This is a genomic window from Bowmanella denitrificans (assembly GCF_002887595.1).
GTDB classification, from domain to species: Bacteria; Pseudomonadota; Gammaproteobacteria; order Enterobacterales; family Alteromonadaceae; genus Bowmanella; species Bowmanella denitrificans.
Window position 1 is genome coordinate 1 of the sequence record NZ_PEBU01000016.1, and the last position, 15,635, is coordinate 15,635.

The window sequence follows — 15,635 nt, forward strand, 5'->3', positions numbered from 1 at the left end:
TAGCCCTTTTTTATTGCCTCTCGTTTACCCCAACCATCAGACCGCTTTAATCCCTGTCGGAATCAATTCCGACCCACGCCGGCTCAAACCTTAGGCATGGCCCGGGCGATAATTGCTCTGGCATCAATACATTCAGGCAGGGTACTGTACTGGTGGTAGTGTTTATCGCTGAGTCTGGCTTGAATAAATGCTTTGGCAATAAAATCTTAATGAAAATCTCTGGACTTGAGTCTGAGCTTATCCAGTAAGTGGCTTAGATCTTCCAGCTTGCCGGCAATAACATGAATAACGCCACCATCGCCTCTTTCCAATAGCCCTGAAACCTTAAGGATACTGGCCTTCAGGTAGGCTTGCTTTTGTGCTCTGGCCGTCGCCAGCCAGACAATCACATTAATATTGCCGGTGTGGTCCTCCAGGGTAATAAAGGTCACCCCCTTAGATGTGCCTGGGCGCTGCCGCCCAGTGACCATGCCTATCACCGTAACCGGCTTTCTGTGTTCCTTATTGGCAAGCTGCGCAGCTGCTGTATATTTTCCTAACAGCGCGGCTTCATCCAGCAGTTGAATAGGATGCTTGGCAAGGCTGAAACCTGTCGCCGCGTAATCCTCTGAGAGGGTTGCCAGCTCATCAGGCTGAAATAGCCAGCCCTGGTTGGAAGGCTCTGAGTGGTTAAATACTGGCAGACTATGGCTGTTGTCCATAAGAGCCCATCTGGCCTGATAGCGATTGCCCTGAATACAGGCGAGGGCGTCGGCACTGGCTAGCTGTTCCAATGCCTCTTGAGGGACATTACTCCCGCGCAGTTGCTGGATATGCCTAAATCCCTGTTCGGGGCGAGCCGCAACGAGCTTCAACGCTGCTTGCTGGGCCAGTCCTTTAATCTGGCGAAAGCCCACCCGAATCGCCAGTTCATCATCCTGTTTTTCCAATCTATAGTCATAGTCTGAGTGGTTTACACAGACCGGAAGCACCTTAATATGATGACGCCTGGCATCCTGAATGAGTTGGGAGGGGGTGTAGAAGCCCATCGGCCAGCTATTCAGTAACGCAGTATAGAAGGCGGCTGGGTAGTAATGCTTTAACCACGACGAAGCATACGCCAGCACCGCAAAAGAGGCGGAGTGGGCTTCGGGAAAACCGTACTCACCAAAGCCACAAATCTGCTGAAAGATACGTTCGGCGAATTCCCGCTCGTAGCCTCTGACCAGCATACCGTTAACCAGCTTCTCGCCGAATCGTTGTAGCTCGCCGGTTTTCTTCCAACTGCCCATAGCGCGACGCAGTTGATCGGCCTCTCCCCCGCTAAAGCCCGCTGCGACCATAGCCAACTGGATAACCTGCTCCTGAAAAATAGGCACGCCCAGTGTGCGCTCTAATACTTTTTCTACCTCTGATGAGGGGTACTCAACCGGCTCCTGACCATGGCGTCGGCGCAGATAGGGATGCACCATATCGCCTTGAATAGGGCCGGGGCGTACGATGGCAATTTCAATCACAAGATCGTAGTAATCCTTGGGTTTTAGCCTGGGTAACATGCTCATCTGTGCGCGGGATTCAATCTGAAAGACCCCTACGGTATCTGCATTTTGGATCATGGCATAGACAGCTGGGTCATCGCCGCGGTTACTGATTTCAGCAATCGACAGGGCCTGGCCATAATGTTGTTGAATAAGGCTAAAGCACTTGTGAATAGCCGTAAGCATGCCCAGGGCCAGTACATCGACTTTGATCAGGCCCATGGCTTCCAGGTCTTCTTTATCCCATTGAATCACAGTACGCTCTGCCATGGCGGCATTCTCTACTGGCACTACGTGATACAAGGGGCCGGAGGCAATCACAAAACCGCCAACATGCTGGGATAAATGGCGCGGAAAGCCAATCAGTTCGTTGACCAGTTCAATAAAATGCTGACCAAGGTGGGACGATGGGTCCAGGCCTAACTCGCTGAGCTGGGCCTGCCAGTTCAGGCCACTGTCGCGGTGATTGATGTTCTTAATAAAGAAGTCCAGTTGGGTCTCATTAATACCCAGGGCCTTGCCCACCTCACGTATGGCGCTTTTGCGCCTGTAAGTAATTACTGCAGCGGCCAGGGCTGTGCGCTCACGGCCGTACTTCTGATAGATGTATTGAATGACTTCTTCGCGGCGTTCATGTTCAAAGTCCACATCAATATCCGGTGGCTCATCCCGTTCTCTGGAGATAAAACGCTCGAACAGTACCTCGCTTTTTTGCGGGTTTACCGCAGTAATACCCAGGCAATAGCATACCGCCGAGTTGGCAGCCGAACCTCGCCCCTGATAGAGAATGTTTTGCCGACGGGCAAATTCAACAATGTCGTGAATAGTCAGAAAAAAATACTCGTAGCCAAGCTCTGCGATCAGACAGAGTTCTTTATCGAGCAGTGCTTGTACCTTGGCCGATACGCCCTGTGGGTAGCGCCATGCTGTGCCTGCTTTAACTAATGCCCGTAGATGCTCACTGGCGGTCTTACCTTGAGGTACGACTTCCTGGGGATACTGATATTTGACTTCATCCAGTGTAAAGGTGCAGCGCTCAGCGATACTCAGGGCAGTCTGTATCCACTGTTGAGGGTAAAGCTTCATCAGCTTTTCCAGTGGCCGCAGGCAGGCTTCCGCGTTGGCCTGGAGTTGATGACCTAGCTTTTCCACGGGCTTACCCTGGCGAATGGCCGACAAGGTGTGTAGCAGCTTGTGGCGGGCTTCATGGTGCATTAACACCCCGGTGCAACAACAAACCGGCAACTGATACTGTTTACTTAACTGCTGACAATGTGCCAGATACTCCTGTTCATCCGCCTTGAGTAGGCGTCGACAACCAAGCCAGAGACGTTCTCTCTGATGTTTAGCTAACCAGTCAGCCCAATAGTTATCTTGTTGCTGATCCCCTGTGGGCAGCCATAGCAGTAAACAGTGGCGAAGGCTTTTTAGATCCCATTCATGTATCTGGTAGCTACCTTTTTCTGAACGGCGTCTGGCATTAGTAATCAGTCGGCAAAGCTCGGAATAGGCGGATTTGTCCGGGCAAAGCAATACCAGTTCAAGACCCGGTGCAAGCTTAATCAGACTACCGACAATTAACTTGATATCCAGTTGTCGGTCTCTGACTTCTATATAAGCTTTGACAATACCGGCCAGGGAGCACTCGTCAGTGATGGCCAGTGCCTGATAGCCAAGATAGTCGGCTTGCCTGATCAGTTCTTGTGGATGGGATGCCCCGGTCAGGAAGGAAAAGTTGCTCTGGCAGAATAACTCAGCGTAACACATCAACTGAATAACCCTTGGATGTACCACTGGTTATTGCGGGTTCGATAGACCCACAGCCACTGGCCCTGAATATTGCGGGCAATAAAATAGTCCCGGTCAATGGGCTGATGGTCCCACCAACCAGTTTGGATACGCTCCGGTCCCTGCAACAGGCTGACTTTTTCATTTAAGGGACGATGAGGGGCCAATAGCAGGCTGGGTCTGAGGGCGGGAATCGGCCAGTCCTGTTTATCAAGGCGCTCAAAAGGGCGGCAATAGCCACTGCTGTATTCAGGGCGAAAGTCATCGCGCAGTTGTAGTCCCGAGACCGCGTTTGTGCCTAAGCGAGCTTGCAGTAGCGACAGCAACTGGCGGTGATTCATTTGCCCTTGCTTACCGGCGAACAGATCATTTGCCTGCGCTTGTTTGGCTTGCATATGAGTCACGGCCAGCTGAATGCCATACACGGGCTGTGCAAGCACCAGATTTTCCAGTTTAAGGCTGACCAGGGATTGCCATTGCTGGGCCTGATATTCCCCTTGCGCAGAACATACGGTCAATGAAATGGCGTCGCTATCTCGCTGTGAGAAGCGAAATTCGAGCACGGTGGCCAGCTTGTCGCGCAAGCGTAAAAAACGCTCCAAATCGTTCAGCAAGCGCTTGATGGGGTGCAATAGTATTGGGCTGCTGTCTATTTCATACATCAGCTCAAGATACTGACTGAAAGTGGTAGGAGGGTGATAAAAGTCCACTGGGTGATGGAATGTGCCTTGCAGCTTGCCTATATAGGTCACCAGTTGGCTGTCAAAGCGCTTCGCCAGCTCGCCGGGGGGCACATTCATCAGTTCCTTCAGACGGCGGATGCCCACTCTGGTCAGCTTCTGGCACATACTATGGGGAAGGTCGGTTTGTTCCAGTGTACATAAGCTAACCTTCTCTCGCAGTAGCTCAGGGTCCTGACTGATGAGGTTATGTCCGCTTCTGGCCAGCAGTCTTGCACCCAAGGGGCTGGCACCGCAAGCATAACGCATGGTTAGTTTTAGGGGGCTGAGTCTGTCTTTGAGCGCCTGCCAGTAAGACGGCAAGCCACCATACATGGATAGCATGTGCTGGACGCGCAGTAGCAGGCCGTTAGGTGACCAGAAGGCAATATCTGAGGTGACAAAGTACAGCCATTGTGCGATCTCGGCTAGCTTAGCGGTTTCAAGTTCCTGTCGGTATTCAATCACTTGTAGGTCTTTATGCAAAGCGGCCGCACTGCCAAGCCCCATGCCTACTCTGACCCCATGGTGATATGCCTGAGTATTTAGCTGGATGACCTGGTTGCACTCTTTACTCAGGATAATGACAGGGCAGGATGCTTGTTCCTGGTATAAGCTGTCGAGTTGCAGACTGGGAAAGTCCAGATACAGCCAAAGGGGCGTCATATGGAAGCTCAGCTTGCACGATGCAGAGGGATCACATTGGCTGAGGGCTGTGTTGGCTGGGGCAGACACAGTTTCGGCCAGCGCTGGCGCATATTTAAAATAAAGGGCGCAGGCGGCCAACTCCCGCGGCATTTAGTGACTTTGATCTGAAGACCCTCTGCATGGGCTTCAAGCTGCAAGCTTAACGATACCGGCAAGGGTTGGGAGATGCTCTGTCTGGTTCGCAACAGAAACAGTTGCGCCCGGCCTTGCTGACAGGCCTGCTGCAGGCGTTTCGCCTGAGCGACTTCTATATCACCATGCCAGAGTAAAACCGAGTGGCAGGTTCCGCTTTTCAGGCACTGCTCGGCGGCCCACAGGGCCTCTTTGCCATCTCGAGGGTGTAGGATAAGTACGCGGGACAGATCTACCCCTGCCTGGTGCAGGCATTCACCATTGATTTTATGGGGTGGCGCAACCCACACCAACAGTCTGTGGTCTTGCCCATTGGCTGCCAGGCGCGGAAGGAGCAGACGAATTTCACCTATACCAATCTGGCTGTGAATTTCTACCAGGGCATGCTCTTTCAGCCCGCCACGAACATACTTATCCAGATCGTCCGGTACAGGCTGCGTGGTGATGGGCAAAGGTTGGGTAAAATCCGCTTGCCAGATCCAACCTTTGTTTTTTAAATGATCAAGAAGATTGTTCATAGGATAAAATTAACTGTATATAAATACAGTATATTGATGATTAGCCATTGTGCAAGTCTCTGTCCGTGCAGGGGCTGAAAAAGGAGCAAGACAAATGCGTTACTGGTTGTTTAAAACAGAACCCGATGCTTTTGGGATCAATGACTTAATTAAAAGGCCCAAACAGACTGAGCATTGGGATGGGGTGAGAAATTATCAGGCCAGAAACTTCCTGCGGGATCAAATCAAGCTGGGTGATCAGGTGTTTATTTATCACTCCAGTTGTGATCAGGTGGGGATTGCCGGTATTGCCGAGGTGGTAAAAGAGGGCTATGTGGACCACACCCAATTTGATCCTGAATCCAAATACTATGACCCCAAAAGTAGCCCGGATAAACCGCGCTGGTATATGGTGGATGTCAGGTTTGTGCGTAAGTTTGACCGGGTGCTGAGTTTGCAGGCCATTAAGGCCAATGCTGAGCTGGCTGATATGCAACTGGTACAAAAAGGCAATCGCCTTTCTGTGATGCCAGTGGCGGCCCGGGAATGGGCGGTGCTGGTGAAGATGGCAAACGAATAGAAGCCATGGCCCGGTTAATCCGGGCCATCAATATCCTGTCTCTATCAGCTTTGTTGCCTGATATAGTCCTGTACCAGTTCTTCCAGCACGCTAAGGGGCACAGAGCCGTTTTCCAGCAGCATATCGTGAAAAGCGCGTAAGTCGAATTTTGCGCCCAGCGCTTGCTCTGCCTGTTTACGTAAACGCTTGATGGTGATTTCGCCCAACTTATACGACAGCGCCTGTCCTGGCCAGGAGATATAGCGATCGATCTCGGTGGTGACGTTATGTTCCGACAATGCGGTGTTTTCCAGCATATAGTCAATGGCCTGCTGGCGTGTCCAGCCTTTCATATGCATACCAGTGTCGACCACCAGACGACAGGCCCGCCACATTTCGTAGCTCAGGGCGCCAAACTCGTCATAAGGGGTCTGATAAAAGCCGATTTCCTTGCCCAGGTATTCAGAGTACAAGCCCCAGCCCTCACCAAAGGCCGAGATATAGGTGTAACGCCTGACCGGTGGTAGATCGGTCATTTCTCTGGCCAATGAATTTTGCAAGTGATGACCAGGTACGGCCTCATGTAAGGTTAATGCTGGCAACTCATATAAAGGACGCTTGTCCAGTGCATAGGTATTGACCCAGTAATAGCCAGGCTGATCGTCACGGGTAGGGCCAACATAACGACCTGTGGTGTATTTGGGCGCGATGCTGTCTGGTACTGGCGCCACCCCATAAGGGGTGCGAGGCAATTTATAGAAAAGCTGAGGCAGTTTGGCATCAATCTGTTTGGACAAATAGGCAGCCTGTTTTAACAGTTCTTCAGCGCTCTTTGCATAAAACTGCGGATCGGTACGCAGAAAGTGAACAAACTCGTCATGACTGCCTTTAAAACCGGATGCCTGCATCACTGTCTGCATTTCAGCACGGATACGTTTAACTTCGGCCAGACCAAGCTGGTGGATCTGTTCGGCACTGATATCCAGGGTGGTGTAGTAACGGGCACGATTTTCGTAATAGGCCGCGCCATTAGGCCAGTTCTTGGCGGCAATATCCTGCTTGGCACCGGGAATATATTCATTAACCAGGAAGTCATAAACCATCTGGTAAGCCGGAAACACCTGCTGGCTTAAAACCTTGGCAGCTTCGCTTTTGAGCTGCGCCTGCTGGGTGGCATCGATATGGGCGGGCATATTCTCAAAGGGCGCGTAAAACACGCTGTCTTGCGGTTTATCCTGAATAAAGGCCAGGGCTGTCTGCTCGAAGTCCTTCAGTACCACCTGTGGCTGGGTAAAGCCGGTTTTCAGCCCTTCCCGCATCCAATCAATATTTTGTTTAAAGTAAGCTTCAATGGCTGACAGTCTGGCCAGATAATTCTGATAATCTTTGAATGTATCGAACTTGCTGCTGCGTGGCAGAAAGGCCAAGGCACTGTGAAAGCCATACTCGGAGGTGATGGGCATATAGTGGGCGTGAAACGCATAACTATCGACTATTTCCTGCAAACGACGGCGTTGCATCAATAAATTGATGCGGTCGTCCTTATCCAGTTTGGCGTCGGCCAGTACATCCAGTTGTCTGATATAAGCCTGTGCCTGATCGCTGTCGCGTTTCAGACCCTCAGCAGACAAGTCAGCAAGCAGATGATCATAATTATGCACCCCTTGAGAGGTGGCCATGGTAGGGGAACTTTGCAGCTCAAATTGCCAGATCTCGTCCAGCAGTTTGTCCAGTTTTTCGTTAGCCATAACGGCGCTGCTGGTTAGCAGAGCGGTAGCGGTTATCCAATATTTCAACACGGCAATGACCTTATCCCTTGTTATTATGCTCCGAGCTTAAGGTATCTATGCCTGAATGTGTATCGGTCTGAGACCAGTCCGCGTTGTCAGCAGATAAAATTGCGTCAGGAGTCAGCTTTTAGGGGTATAAATGGGTTTGGGGAAGGGGGTGACCTTATCAGACAATTCGGTCACTTTGGCATTGCCCTGTTTCTTGACTTCATCGATACGTAATACATTGTGCATGGGAATATAGGTACGCACGACAGTGTCAAACTCTGTCTTGAGTCGTTCCTGGCTGGGATCCACCAACAATGTGCTGTGGTTATCCCAGACAAAGTCACCAATTTCCACAAAGCCAAACAGGGCACCCTGACTGACTTCGCGCACATACACCTCATAGCGCTCTGCGTTGCTGATAAACTGAACCTTATACAAGGGCTTACTTTTGTTCATAACACCATTTGCCGTTGGATAACCGGGCGGCGATTTTAGCCGCTGTGAAGGTAACTGCCAACCACTTAAGCTTTGGCTGACAGCGGGCCCAGTAAAGCCCGGGTTGCCAGTTTAAGCTCATCGGTTTGGGCGGCCAGAATGCCGTTAACCGCAAAGCCCTGTACATAGCAGGTGAGCTGCAAAGCCGTAGCTTCAAGCTGGATATCTTTGCGTACTTCGCCATGCATCAGAGCGCGCTCCAGGCAACCGATAAAGCCGAGTTGCAGATTATCCAGATAATGGCGGCCCATTTCCCGAATCCGGTCGTCGTCAAACCCCAGCTCGGTGATGCAATTAACCAGCAGACAGCCTCTGCCCTTGATCAGCAGAATGTAATCATCGAAGAAACGCTGAATCGACAGCAGCCCCTGATTTTCAGTGAGATGCGCCGTTATGGGGGTCAGTCTGTGTTGCTGATATCGCTCCAACACCAGATAAAGGAAATTCTGCTTACTACCAAACTCCAGATAAAAGCCACGGCGGTTGAAGTCTGTTCTGGCAATAATCTCATCCATGATCGAGCCGTGAAAACCGTGTTCCAGCAGAACATCCATGGCCTGATCCAGGACCTGATTGACATCATATTGTGCTTTTCTCGGCATGAGGATAAACCAAAGAACAATTGTTCTTTGCAGGTTAGTGCAATGGCCGTACAAGTCAACCTAAATAGCCGACAGTCTTGGAAAAATATGCGAGACTAAGGCCATCAATAGTCAAGAGAGGTAATATGAAATCTTCAATATCCGCGCTACTTTTGCTGCTAAGTTTTGGGGCTCATGCCGCAACTGAGCAAGCGTTGCCCAAGGCCGATGCCAATCGTATTCAGGCACATCTGCGTTTCTTGTCCCATGACTTATTGGAAGGGCGGGATACCGGTTCCAAAGGCCATGAGATTGCGGCCCAGTATATGGCTAGTCAGTTTGCTCAACTGGGCTTACAACCTGCGGGTGACAAGAACGATTATCTGCAGCAAATTGCTTTTCGTCAGGCGCATCTGGTACAGGATTCGGCCAAACTGGAACTCAACGGGCCGGATGGCAAGACCGCTCTGGAGTATCCCCGTCAGTATTTGACCTCGGCCAGTTTAAGCAGCGAAGTATCAGAGTTGCAGGGTAAACTGGTCTTCGCGGGTTACGGCATCGTGGCACCAGAACTTCAGCATAATGACTATGCCAATCTGGATGTAAAAGGCAAAGTGGTCGTGATACTGTCAGGTAAGCCAACTTCCTTCCCCAGTGAAGAGGGGGCGCATTTTGGCTCTGGCAGCGAGAAAAACCGTCATGCCGTGGCCAATGGTGCGATTGGCATGATTACCATCAGTACGCCGTTGGCCGAAAAGGTCAGGCCTTACCAAAATCTGCTTAATTACCTGCATATGCCCAGTGTTAGTTGGTTACAGGCAGATGGGCAGCCAGCTAACCAGTATCCGCAACTGCAAAACTCAGCATATTTTTCCCAGGAAGCGGCCGCGTTACTCTTTGCCGGAGCCGAGCGCAGTCTGGCTGATATCTACGCGGACCTGGAGCAGAATACATCCCCGGCCGGTTTTGCCTTGCCAACCAGCATTCACTTCAGTAAACGTAGTGAGCATAAAACCATCAGCAGTCCTAATGTGGCTGCTATTTTGCCTGGCTCTGATGCACAACTGAAAGATCAGTATGTGGTCTATACGGCGCACCTTGACCATATTGGCCTGGCCAAAACCGTCAAGCAGGACAAGATTAACAACGGTGCCATGGATAATGCCAGTGGCAGTGCCGTGTTGCTCGAAACGGCCAGGTTGTTGAGTAACCTGCCACAGGCACCGGCACGCTCCGTGTTGTTTCTGTCGGTAACCGGAGAAGAAAAGGGCCTGCTGGGGGCCGATTATTTTGCCCATCACCCCACTGTGCCACTGCAGTCTATGGTGGCAAATGTGAATCTGGATATGCCGATTCTTACCTATGAAGCTGCCGATGTGATTGCCTTTGGTGCCAACCACAGCTCGTTACAGGGTGCGGTTGCTGATGCGGTGGCTAAACTGGGGATGAGTTTGAGTCCGGACCCTTGGCCTGAACAGGCGCTGTTTACCCGCTCAGATCATTATATGTTCGTGAAAAAAGGTATTCCGGCCGTGTTTTTGGTACCGGGCCTGACTTCCATGGACCCGAATGTCGACGGTGCTAAGAAATTTGGCGAGTTTCTGCATAGCGACTACCACAAGCCTTCCGATGAGCTGAACGACAAATTCAACTGGCGCGCCGCCCAGCGCTTTACCGAAGCGAATTTGCAGATAGGTCTGACGATCGCCAATGACCCGGTCAGACCAACATGGAATAAAGGCGACTTTTTTGGTACGACCTTCGGGCAATAAAAAAGGGGCACATGCCCCTTTTCAACATCTATACCCAGAAGATCTACAGGCTCTGGTGCTAGACGAAAAAACGCCCTTTCAGCAATTGCCACTGCTCAGCAAAACCCTCGGTGGGGCGACGGGTAAATTCGCTGCGAATAAACTGATTAATACGGCCATCGGCAAAGCAAATCAGAATGTTGGCAATAAGCCCTTCGTCGGCAATCATCGGTTTACCTTCACGCAGCTTGCGTTCCCGCAACACCTGACGTAACTGGGTTTCCAGACGTTCAAACAACTGCGCTATACGGGTGCGCAATCTGTCCTGCTCCCCCATCAGGGCATCACCATTGAGAATCCGGGTAATACCGGGATTACGCTCAGCGAAACCCAGAATCAGATGCAGAATATGCTGACAGCGAAGCGCCGTATCTTTTTCATCTTCGAGTATTTTGTTGATGCGCGAAAATAAGGTTTCTTCGATAAACTCGATCAAGCCCTCGAACATTCGTGCCTTACTGGGAAAGTGCCGGTACAGGGCGGCTTCCGACACCCCCACTTCGGCAGCCAGCTTGGCCGTGGTAATACGCTGGCCGGGGCTGGTTTCCAGCATACTGGCCAGACACTGGAGGATCTGCGCGCGACGATTAGTGCGTTTGCTTGCTGGCATGCTGCTTCCTGTTAGTTGCGGCCGGAGGAACCAAAACCACCCTGGCCCCGGTTGCTGCTGTCGAATTCATCCACAATGCTGAATTTGGCCTGGATAACCGGCAGGATCACCATTTGCGCGACCCGATCACCTGGCTGGATAATAAATTCCTCATCACTGCGGTTCCACACTGACACCATCAGTTGACCCTGATAATCGGAGTCAATTAACCCCACCAGGTTGCCCAGCACAATGCCATGCTTATGGCCAAGGCCAGAACGCGGCAATATGGTGGCGCAAATGCCAGGGTCAGCAATATGAATGGCGATGCCGGTGGGCAGTAGTTCAGTTTGCCCCGGTGCCAGCAGCAGGGGTTCATCCAGGCAAGCACGTAAATCCATACCTGCAGAACCTGGTGTGGCATACTCGGGAAGTGGGAACTCGTTACCGATCCGCGGATCCAGTATCTTTACGTCTATCTTGTGCATCTTGTTTTTCTTTATATTGTTCTGCAATTACCTGAAGTAACTGCAGTGCCAGACTGTGCTTATCGCATAGCGGCAGTTGGGTTTCACCTGAAGGCCAGAAAACAGACAAGGCATTCTGCTCACTGTTGAAGCCGATATTCTGCTTGGATACATCGTTGGCTGCAATCATATCCAGCCTTTTTCTGCTCAGTTTATCGCGCGCATAATGTTCCATATCTTGCGTTTCGGCAGCAAAGCCCACCACAAAAGGGCGATCAGGGCGTGCGGCGACATCACTGAGGATATCCGGATTTTTTACCAGGCTCAGGGTCATCTCATCGCGATTTTTTTTGATTTTTTGCTCTACCTGCTGAGCAGGCCGATAGTCAGCCACCGCCGCACAGCCGATAAAGATATCCATATTGGCCACTTCAGCCATAACCGCCTGATGCATCTGCTGAGCGCTTTGTACATCGATGCGCCGACACCCAAAAGGCGTACTTAATGCTACCGGACCACTGACCAATGTGACCTGCGCACCCAACAGCTGCGCTGCCTTAGCCAGGGCATAGCCCATCTTTCCGGAGCTGTGGTTGGACAGATAACGTACCGGGTCTATTGCTTCCCGGGTGGGACCTGCGGTAATCAGCAGATTAACACCTGCCAGCAGTGGCGTTGTTACCGCACTGGCCATAAGATCGGTCAATTCCTGAGGTTCCAGCATGCGCCCAGGTCCGGTATCTCCACAGGCCTGTTCACCTTCGGCGGGTCCCAGCAACGTTACCCCCCGTGTTTGTAAGGTGTGCAGATTCTGCTGTGTGGCAGCAGCCCGATACATTTGTTGGTTCATGGCCGGGGCTAAATATAAAGGGGCGCTGGTGGCCAGACAAAGCGTGCTGAGCAGGTCATCTGCCATGCCGGCGGCCAGTCTGGCAATAAAATTGGCGCTGGCGGGGGCGACAAGCACTCGGTCTGCCCATTTAGCCAGTTCAATATGCCCCATGGCAGCTTCTGCCGCAGGATCTAACAACTCAAGTGAAACCGGTGTTCCGGAAACCGCCTGTAAGGCCAAAGGGCTGACAAACTCTTTAGCCGACGGCGTTATTACCACTCTGACATTGGCACCTTGGGCTTTTAGTTTGCGCACCAAATCGGGAGTTTTATAGGCCGCGATCCCCCCGGTAATGCCAAGCAAAATATTGGTTCCATTTAACCTTTGCATAAAAACAAATCCGCTGCGGATAAGTGGCTTAGCCTATCATTAATGGGGTAGGTATAGGTAGAGCACTGATGGCATGAAGTGAATCGCGCTGCTTGTAGATAGGCTGAATAAAAAGCAAAGCTGGGGAATTGAATATGAAGCTACAGGATTGGCCGGACCAGGATAGACCCAGGGAAAGGCTACTGGCGCGTGGTGCGCAAAGTTTGTCTGATGCGGAACTGTTGGCGATTTTTCTGCGTACCGGGGTTCAGGGCATTAATGCCGTGGATTTATCCCGGCAGGTACTGCAAAACTTTGGCAGTCTGCGTGGGTTGTTTGCGGCCAGTCGCGAAGACTTTTGTGCAGCCAAAGGCTTGGGCAATGCCAAATATGTGCAATTACAGGCGGTACTGGAGATGGCCCGGCGTTATTTCCAGGAAACCTTGTTGCGCAAGGATGTGTTTACCAGTGCTCAGGATACCCGTCGATTTCTGGTCAGCCAGCTCAGGGATGAACCCAATGAAGTGTTTGCAATGCTGTTACTCGACTCTCAGCATCGTCTAATTGCCTTTAAGCCCATGTTTTTTGGCACCTTGGATGCAGCCTCTGTGTATCCCAGGGTGTTGGTTAAAACGGCGCTGGACGCCAAAGCAGCCGCAGTGATTCTGGCGCACAATCACCCTTCCGGGGTGGCTGAACCCAGTCAGGCTGACCGATTGATTACCCGCCGCATTGTTGATGCGATGGCGCTGTTGGATATTCGTGTACTGGATCACTTTGTGATCGGCGATGGCGAAGCCGTTTCTTTTGCCGAAAGGGGCTTGCTATAAGCGCTGGCGCCGCGTGATTAAATGGAAAAGAGTTGATCTTGGTGGGGCTTTGCTGTATAAAATGCGCCCTCTTGTCACTAGCGTGAACTGGTATAGGTTGTATATTGGCCAGCCAGGATTGATTTAAAGTAATTTGGAGACAAACATGTCCAGAGTATGTCAAGTAACTGGCAAGCGTCCAGCGGTAGGTAACAACCGTTCACACGCAAAGAACGCGACTCGTCGTCGTTTTCTGCCAAACCTGCAAACCCACCGTTTTTGGGTTGAGAGCGAGAACCGTTTCGTTAAATTGCGCCTGACTCCAAAGGGTATGCGCATTATCGATAAGAAAGGCATCGATTCAGTTCTGTCTGATATCCGTGCCCGTGGCGAAAAAATCTAAGGAATAAACCATGCGCGATAAGATCAAGTTGGTTTCTACTGCTAATACTGGGTATTTCTATACCACTGACAAGAACAAGCGCAACATGCCTGGCAAAATGGAGATCAAAAAGTTTGATCCCGTTGTGCGTAAGCACGTGCTGTTCAAGGAAGCCAAAATCAAGTAATTTTGCTTGCTTTTGTCTCCAAAAAAACCCGGCCAGCCCGGGTTTTTTTACGCCTTGATTAAAGTGTAAGTCACCCGTTCCTGAGGATTTCGGGCCATATATTTGATATAAAAGCGGCTCATATCTTTATCGAGCAAAAGCCAATGATTCGTCTGTCGCGCCAGGGCTGGAACAATGTCCTGATTTTTGCCACGTTATTGCTGATCATCCTGTTTAACCAAAGTGGCAAGTTTCTCTCTGACGCACCTGACAGTGAAAGTAACCTGCTCCTACCCGCGGATATTCCAGTGATGAAGATGGAGTTTGGTCATCACCAACTGGAGCGTATTGGCCAGGGCTGGCGCCTGCGACCTGCAACAGACGCAACAGAAGCACAATTGCAACAGTTGGTAAATCAGTGGCAAAGTGCCAGTATGCAGGCCTTGGGGCCAGGGCGACTCGAATCGCCCATCGTGGTAGTGGTCTGGCTGGCGGGTGAAAGTCAGGGCAGGGTATATAGCATTCAGCAAAGCGCCGATGGGCTGCTGGTGGCACAGCAGGGCCAGCTTTATCAGCTACCCGGGGCGGACTTATCCGATTTTATTCCCGCAGGAGTGTATTAATGCCTGAACTACCAGAAGTGGAAGTCAGTCGCCTGGGTATCAGTCCGCATCTGATTGGTCAGCGTATCCAGGCCATAGTCGTACGCCAGACACAATTGCGCTGGCCGGTACCCGGCGAGGTACAGTTTGCAGTGGGTAGAGAGATCCAGGATGTCCGTCGCCGTGCCAAATACCTGCTGGTGGATACTGCCAGCGGCAGCCTGATTCTGCATTTGGGCATGTCCGGCAGTTTAAGGGTTTTGGATACCAACAGCCCGGTGCAAAAGCATGATCATCTGGATATTCAACTGCACAATGGTAAGTGCCTGCGGTTTAATGATCCGCGCCGATTTGGTGCCTGTTTGTGGCAGGGAACGGATACCGAACCACTGGCGCTGCTAAGTCGCTTAGGGCCGGAACCCTTAACCGACGCATTTGACGGGCAAAGATTGTTTGCTCTATCCCGAGGCAAGCAGGTGGCGGTGAAGAATTTTATTATGGACAACCATATTGTGGTAGGCGTCGGCAATATATACGCCAGTGAATCTTTGTTTATGGCGGGTATTGATCCACGCAAGGCGGCAGGCAAGGTTAGCCAGGCTGCTTATCTTAAGCTGGCGGCGGCCATTAAACAGGTATTAGCACTGGCTATTCAACAGGGTGGGACCACCCTGAAAGATTTTACTCAGGCAGACGGCAATCCCGGCTATTTTGCCCAGGAATTGCAAGTATATGGCCGTAGCGGTAAACCTTGCCGGGTGTGCCAGTCACCGCTGCAAGCTGTCACTATCGGACAGCGCAACAGTTTTTTTTGCCACAAATGTCAACGATAGT

Annotated in this window: 16 protein-coding genes; 7 read left to right on the plus strand and 9 right to left on the minus strand. The window is 51.3% G+C overall.

Annotated features, from left to right (window positions below; translation table 11 throughout):
* Positions 1 to 206 precede the first annotated feature (206 nt).
* From CSR04_RS22135 to imuA, 3 genes are read right to left on the minus strand one after another with little or no spacing between them, the layout of a single operon-like run.
* Positions 207 to 3,284 (minus strand): error-prone DNA polymerase, encoded by a 3,078-nt coding sequence (locus tag CSR04_RS22135; RefSeq protein ID WP_102798527.1) that lies wholly within the window; start codon positions 3,282 to 3,284, stop codon positions 207 to 209.
* Positions 3,284 to 4,690 carry a Y-family DNA polymerase gene (locus CSR04_RS22140; protein WP_172449460.1) on the minus strand — a complete coding sequence of 469 codons (1,407 nt, stop codon included), beginning with the start codon at positions 4,688 to 4,690 and terminating at the stop codon, positions 3,284 to 3,286. Before CSR04_RS22140 ends, CSR04_RS22135 begins: the two co-directional genes overlap by 1 nt.
* An 8-nt stretch (positions 4,691 to 4,698) precedes the next feature.
* On the minus strand, positions 4,699 to 5,382 hold the full coding sequence (gene imuA, locus CSR04_RS22145; protein ID WP_102798529.1) for a translesion DNA synthesis-associated protein ImuA: 684 nt from the start codon (positions 5,380 to 5,382) through the stop codon (positions 4,699 to 4,701).
* Between the two features lie 94 nt (positions 5,383 to 5,476).
* Here imuA and CSR04_RS22150 point away from each other — a divergent pair, with 94 nt between their 5' ends.
* Positions 5,477 to 5,941 (plus strand): EVE domain-containing protein, encoded by a 465-nt coding sequence (locus CSR04_RS22150; protein WP_102798530.1) that lies wholly within the window; start codon positions 5,477 to 5,479, stop codon positions 5,939 to 5,941.
* Positions 5,942 to 5,985: 44 nt separating this feature from the next.
* On the opposite strand, the gene CSR04_RS22155 is transcribed toward CSR04_RS22150, so the two are convergent.
* The 3 genes from CSR04_RS22155 to CSR04_RS22165 form a co-directional block, all read right to left on the minus strand.
* On the minus strand, positions 5,986 to 7,668 hold the full coding sequence (locus tag CSR04_RS22155) for a DUF885 domain-containing protein (RefSeq protein WP_102798531.1): 1,683 nt from the start codon (positions 7,666 to 7,668) through the stop codon (positions 5,986 to 5,988).
* A 162-nt stretch (positions 7,669 to 7,830) separates the two neighbouring features.
* Entirely contained in the window at positions 7,831 to 8,154 is a 324-nt protein-coding gene (locus tag CSR04_RS22160) for a DUF1820 family protein (protein ID WP_102798532.1), read from the minus strand.
* Positions 8,155 to 8,219: 65 nt separating this feature from the next.
* Positions 8,220 to 8,795 (minus strand): TetR/AcrR family transcriptional regulator, encoded by a 576-nt coding sequence (locus CSR04_RS22165; protein ID WP_102798533.1) that lies wholly within the window; start codon positions 8,793 to 8,795, stop codon positions 8,220 to 8,222.
* Positions 8,796 to 8,920: 125 nt separating this feature from the next.
* Between CSR04_RS22165 and CSR04_RS22170 the strand changes: the two genes are divergently transcribed.
* Positions 8,921 to 10,546 (plus strand): M28 family metallopeptidase, encoded by a 1,626-nt coding sequence (locus CSR04_RS22170; RefSeq protein ID WP_102798534.1) that lies wholly within the window; start codon positions 8,921 to 8,923, stop codon positions 10,544 to 10,546.
* A 58-nt stretch (positions 10,547 to 10,604) separates the two neighbouring features.
* Here the strand turns inward: CSR04_RS22170 and slmA are convergent, their stop codons facing one another.
* Genes slmA through coaBC form a run of 3 tightly spaced genes read right to left on the minus strand, consistent with a single transcriptional unit; the run spans position 10,605 to position 12,863 of the window.
* A complete protein-coding gene (gene slmA, locus CSR04_RS22175) occupies positions 10,605 to 11,195 on the minus strand; it encodes a nucleoid occlusion factor SlmA (RefSeq protein ID WP_102798535.1) in 591 nt (196 codons plus the stop codon).
* An 11-nt stretch (positions 11,196 to 11,206) separates the two neighbouring features.
* Positions 11,207 to 11,662 (minus strand): dUTP diphosphatase, encoded by a 456-nt coding sequence (gene dut, locus CSR04_RS22180; protein WP_102798536.1) that lies wholly within the window; start codon positions 11,660 to 11,662, stop codon positions 11,207 to 11,209.
* Positions 11,619 to 12,863, minus strand: coding sequence for a bifunctional phosphopantothenoylcysteine decarboxylase/phosphopantothenate--cysteine ligase CoaBC (gene coaBC / locus CSR04_RS22185; RefSeq protein WP_102798537.1), 1,245 nt, complete (start codon positions 12,861 to 12,863; stop codon positions 11,619 to 11,621). The genes dut and coaBC overlap by 44 nt, the downstream gene beginning before the upstream one ends.
* Before the next feature lie 134 nt (positions 12,864 to 12,997).
* Here coaBC and radC point away from each other — a divergent pair, with 134 nt between their 5' ends.
* From radC to mutM, 5 genes are all read left to right on the plus strand, one after another.
* The gene (gene radC, locus CSR04_RS22190) at positions 12,998 to 13,672 is read left to right on the plus strand and encodes a RadC family protein (RefSeq protein ID WP_102798538.1); all 675 of its coding nucleotides are present in this window, start codon (positions 12,998 to 13,000) and stop codon (positions 13,670 to 13,672) included.
* Positions 13,673 to 13,817: 145 nt separating this feature from the next.
* Positions 13,818 to 14,054, plus strand: a complete 237-nt coding sequence (rpmB, locus tag CSR04_RS22195; protein ID WP_102798539.1) for a 50S ribosomal protein L28 — start codon at positions 13,818 to 13,820, stop codon at positions 14,052 to 14,054.
* Positions 14,055 to 14,064: 10 nt separating this feature from the next.
* Positions 14,065 to 14,220, plus strand: a complete 156-nt coding sequence (rpmG, locus tag CSR04_RS22200; RefSeq protein ID WP_102798540.1) for a 50S ribosomal protein L33 — start codon at positions 14,065 to 14,067, stop codon at positions 14,218 to 14,220.
* A 143-nt stretch (positions 14,221 to 14,363) separates the two neighbouring features.
* Positions 14,364 to 14,822 (plus strand): hypothetical protein, encoded by a 459-nt coding sequence (locus CSR04_RS22205; protein WP_102798541.1) that lies wholly within the window; start codon positions 14,364 to 14,366, stop codon positions 14,820 to 14,822.
* On the plus strand, positions 14,822 to 15,634 hold the full coding sequence (gene mutM, locus CSR04_RS22210; protein WP_102798542.1) for a bifunctional DNA-formamidopyrimidine glycosylase/DNA-(apurinic or apyrimidinic site) lyase: 813 nt from the start codon (positions 14,822 to 14,824) through the stop codon (positions 15,632 to 15,634). Before CSR04_RS22205 ends, mutM begins: the two co-directional genes overlap by 1 nt.
* Position 15,635: the final 1 nt, after the last annotated feature.

Coding starts and splice junctions, on each gene's coding strand:
- CSR04_RS22135 (WP_102798527.1), bottom strand. CDS start 3,284: ATGTGTTACGCTGAGTTATTCTGCCAGAGCAACTTTTCCTTCCTGACC.
- CSR04_RS22140 (WP_172449460.1), bottom strand. CDS start 4,690: ATGACGCCCCTTTGGCTGTATCTGGACTTTCCCAGTCTGCAACTCGAC.
- imuA (WP_102798529.1), bottom strand. CDS start 5,382: ATGAACAATCTTCTTGATCATTTAAAAAACAAAGGTTGGATCTGGCAA.
- CSR04_RS22150 (WP_102798530.1), top strand. CDS start 5,477: ATGCGTTACTGGTTGTTTAAAACAGAACCCGATGCTTTTGGGATCAAT.
- CSR04_RS22155 (WP_102798531.1), bottom strand. CDS start 7,668: ATGGCTAACGAAAAACTGGACAAACTGCTGGACGAGATCTGGCAATTT.
- CSR04_RS22160 (WP_102798532.1), bottom strand. CDS start 8,154: ATGAACAAAAGTAAGCCCTTGTATAAGGTTCAGTTTATCAGCAACGCA.
- CSR04_RS22165 (WP_102798533.1), bottom strand. CDS start 8,795: ATGCCGAGAAAAGCACAATATGATGTCAATCAGGTCCTGGATCAGGCC.
- CSR04_RS22170 (WP_102798534.1), top strand. CDS start 8,921: ATGAAATCTTCAATATCCGCGCTACTTTTGCTGCTAAGTTTTGGGGCT.
- slmA (WP_102798535.1), bottom strand. CDS start 11,195: ATGCCAGCAAGCAAACGCACTAATCGTCGCGCGCAGATCCTCCAGTGT.
- dut (WP_102798536.1), bottom strand. CDS start 11,662: ATGCACAAGATAGACGTAAAGATACTGGATCCGCGGATCGGTAACGAG.
- coaBC (WP_102798537.1), bottom strand. CDS start 12,863: ATGCAAAGGTTAAATGGAACCAATATTTTGCTTGGCATTACCGGGGGG.
- radC (WP_102798538.1), top strand. CDS start 12,998: ATGAAGCTACAGGATTGGCCGGACCAGGATAGACCCAGGGAAAGGCTA.
- rpmB (WP_102798539.1), top strand. CDS start 13,818: ATGTCCAGAGTATGTCAAGTAACTGGCAAGCGTCCAGCGGTAGGTAAC.
- rpmG (WP_102798540.1), top strand. CDS start 14,065: ATGCGCGATAAGATCAAGTTGGTTTCTACTGCTAATACTGGGTATTTC.
- CSR04_RS22205 (WP_102798541.1), top strand. CDS start 14,364: ATGATTCGTCTGTCGCGCCAGGGCTGGAACAATGTCCTGATTTTTGCC.
- mutM (WP_102798542.1), top strand. CDS start 14,822: ATGCCTGAACTACCAGAAGTGGAAGTCAGTCGCCTGGGTATCAGTCCG.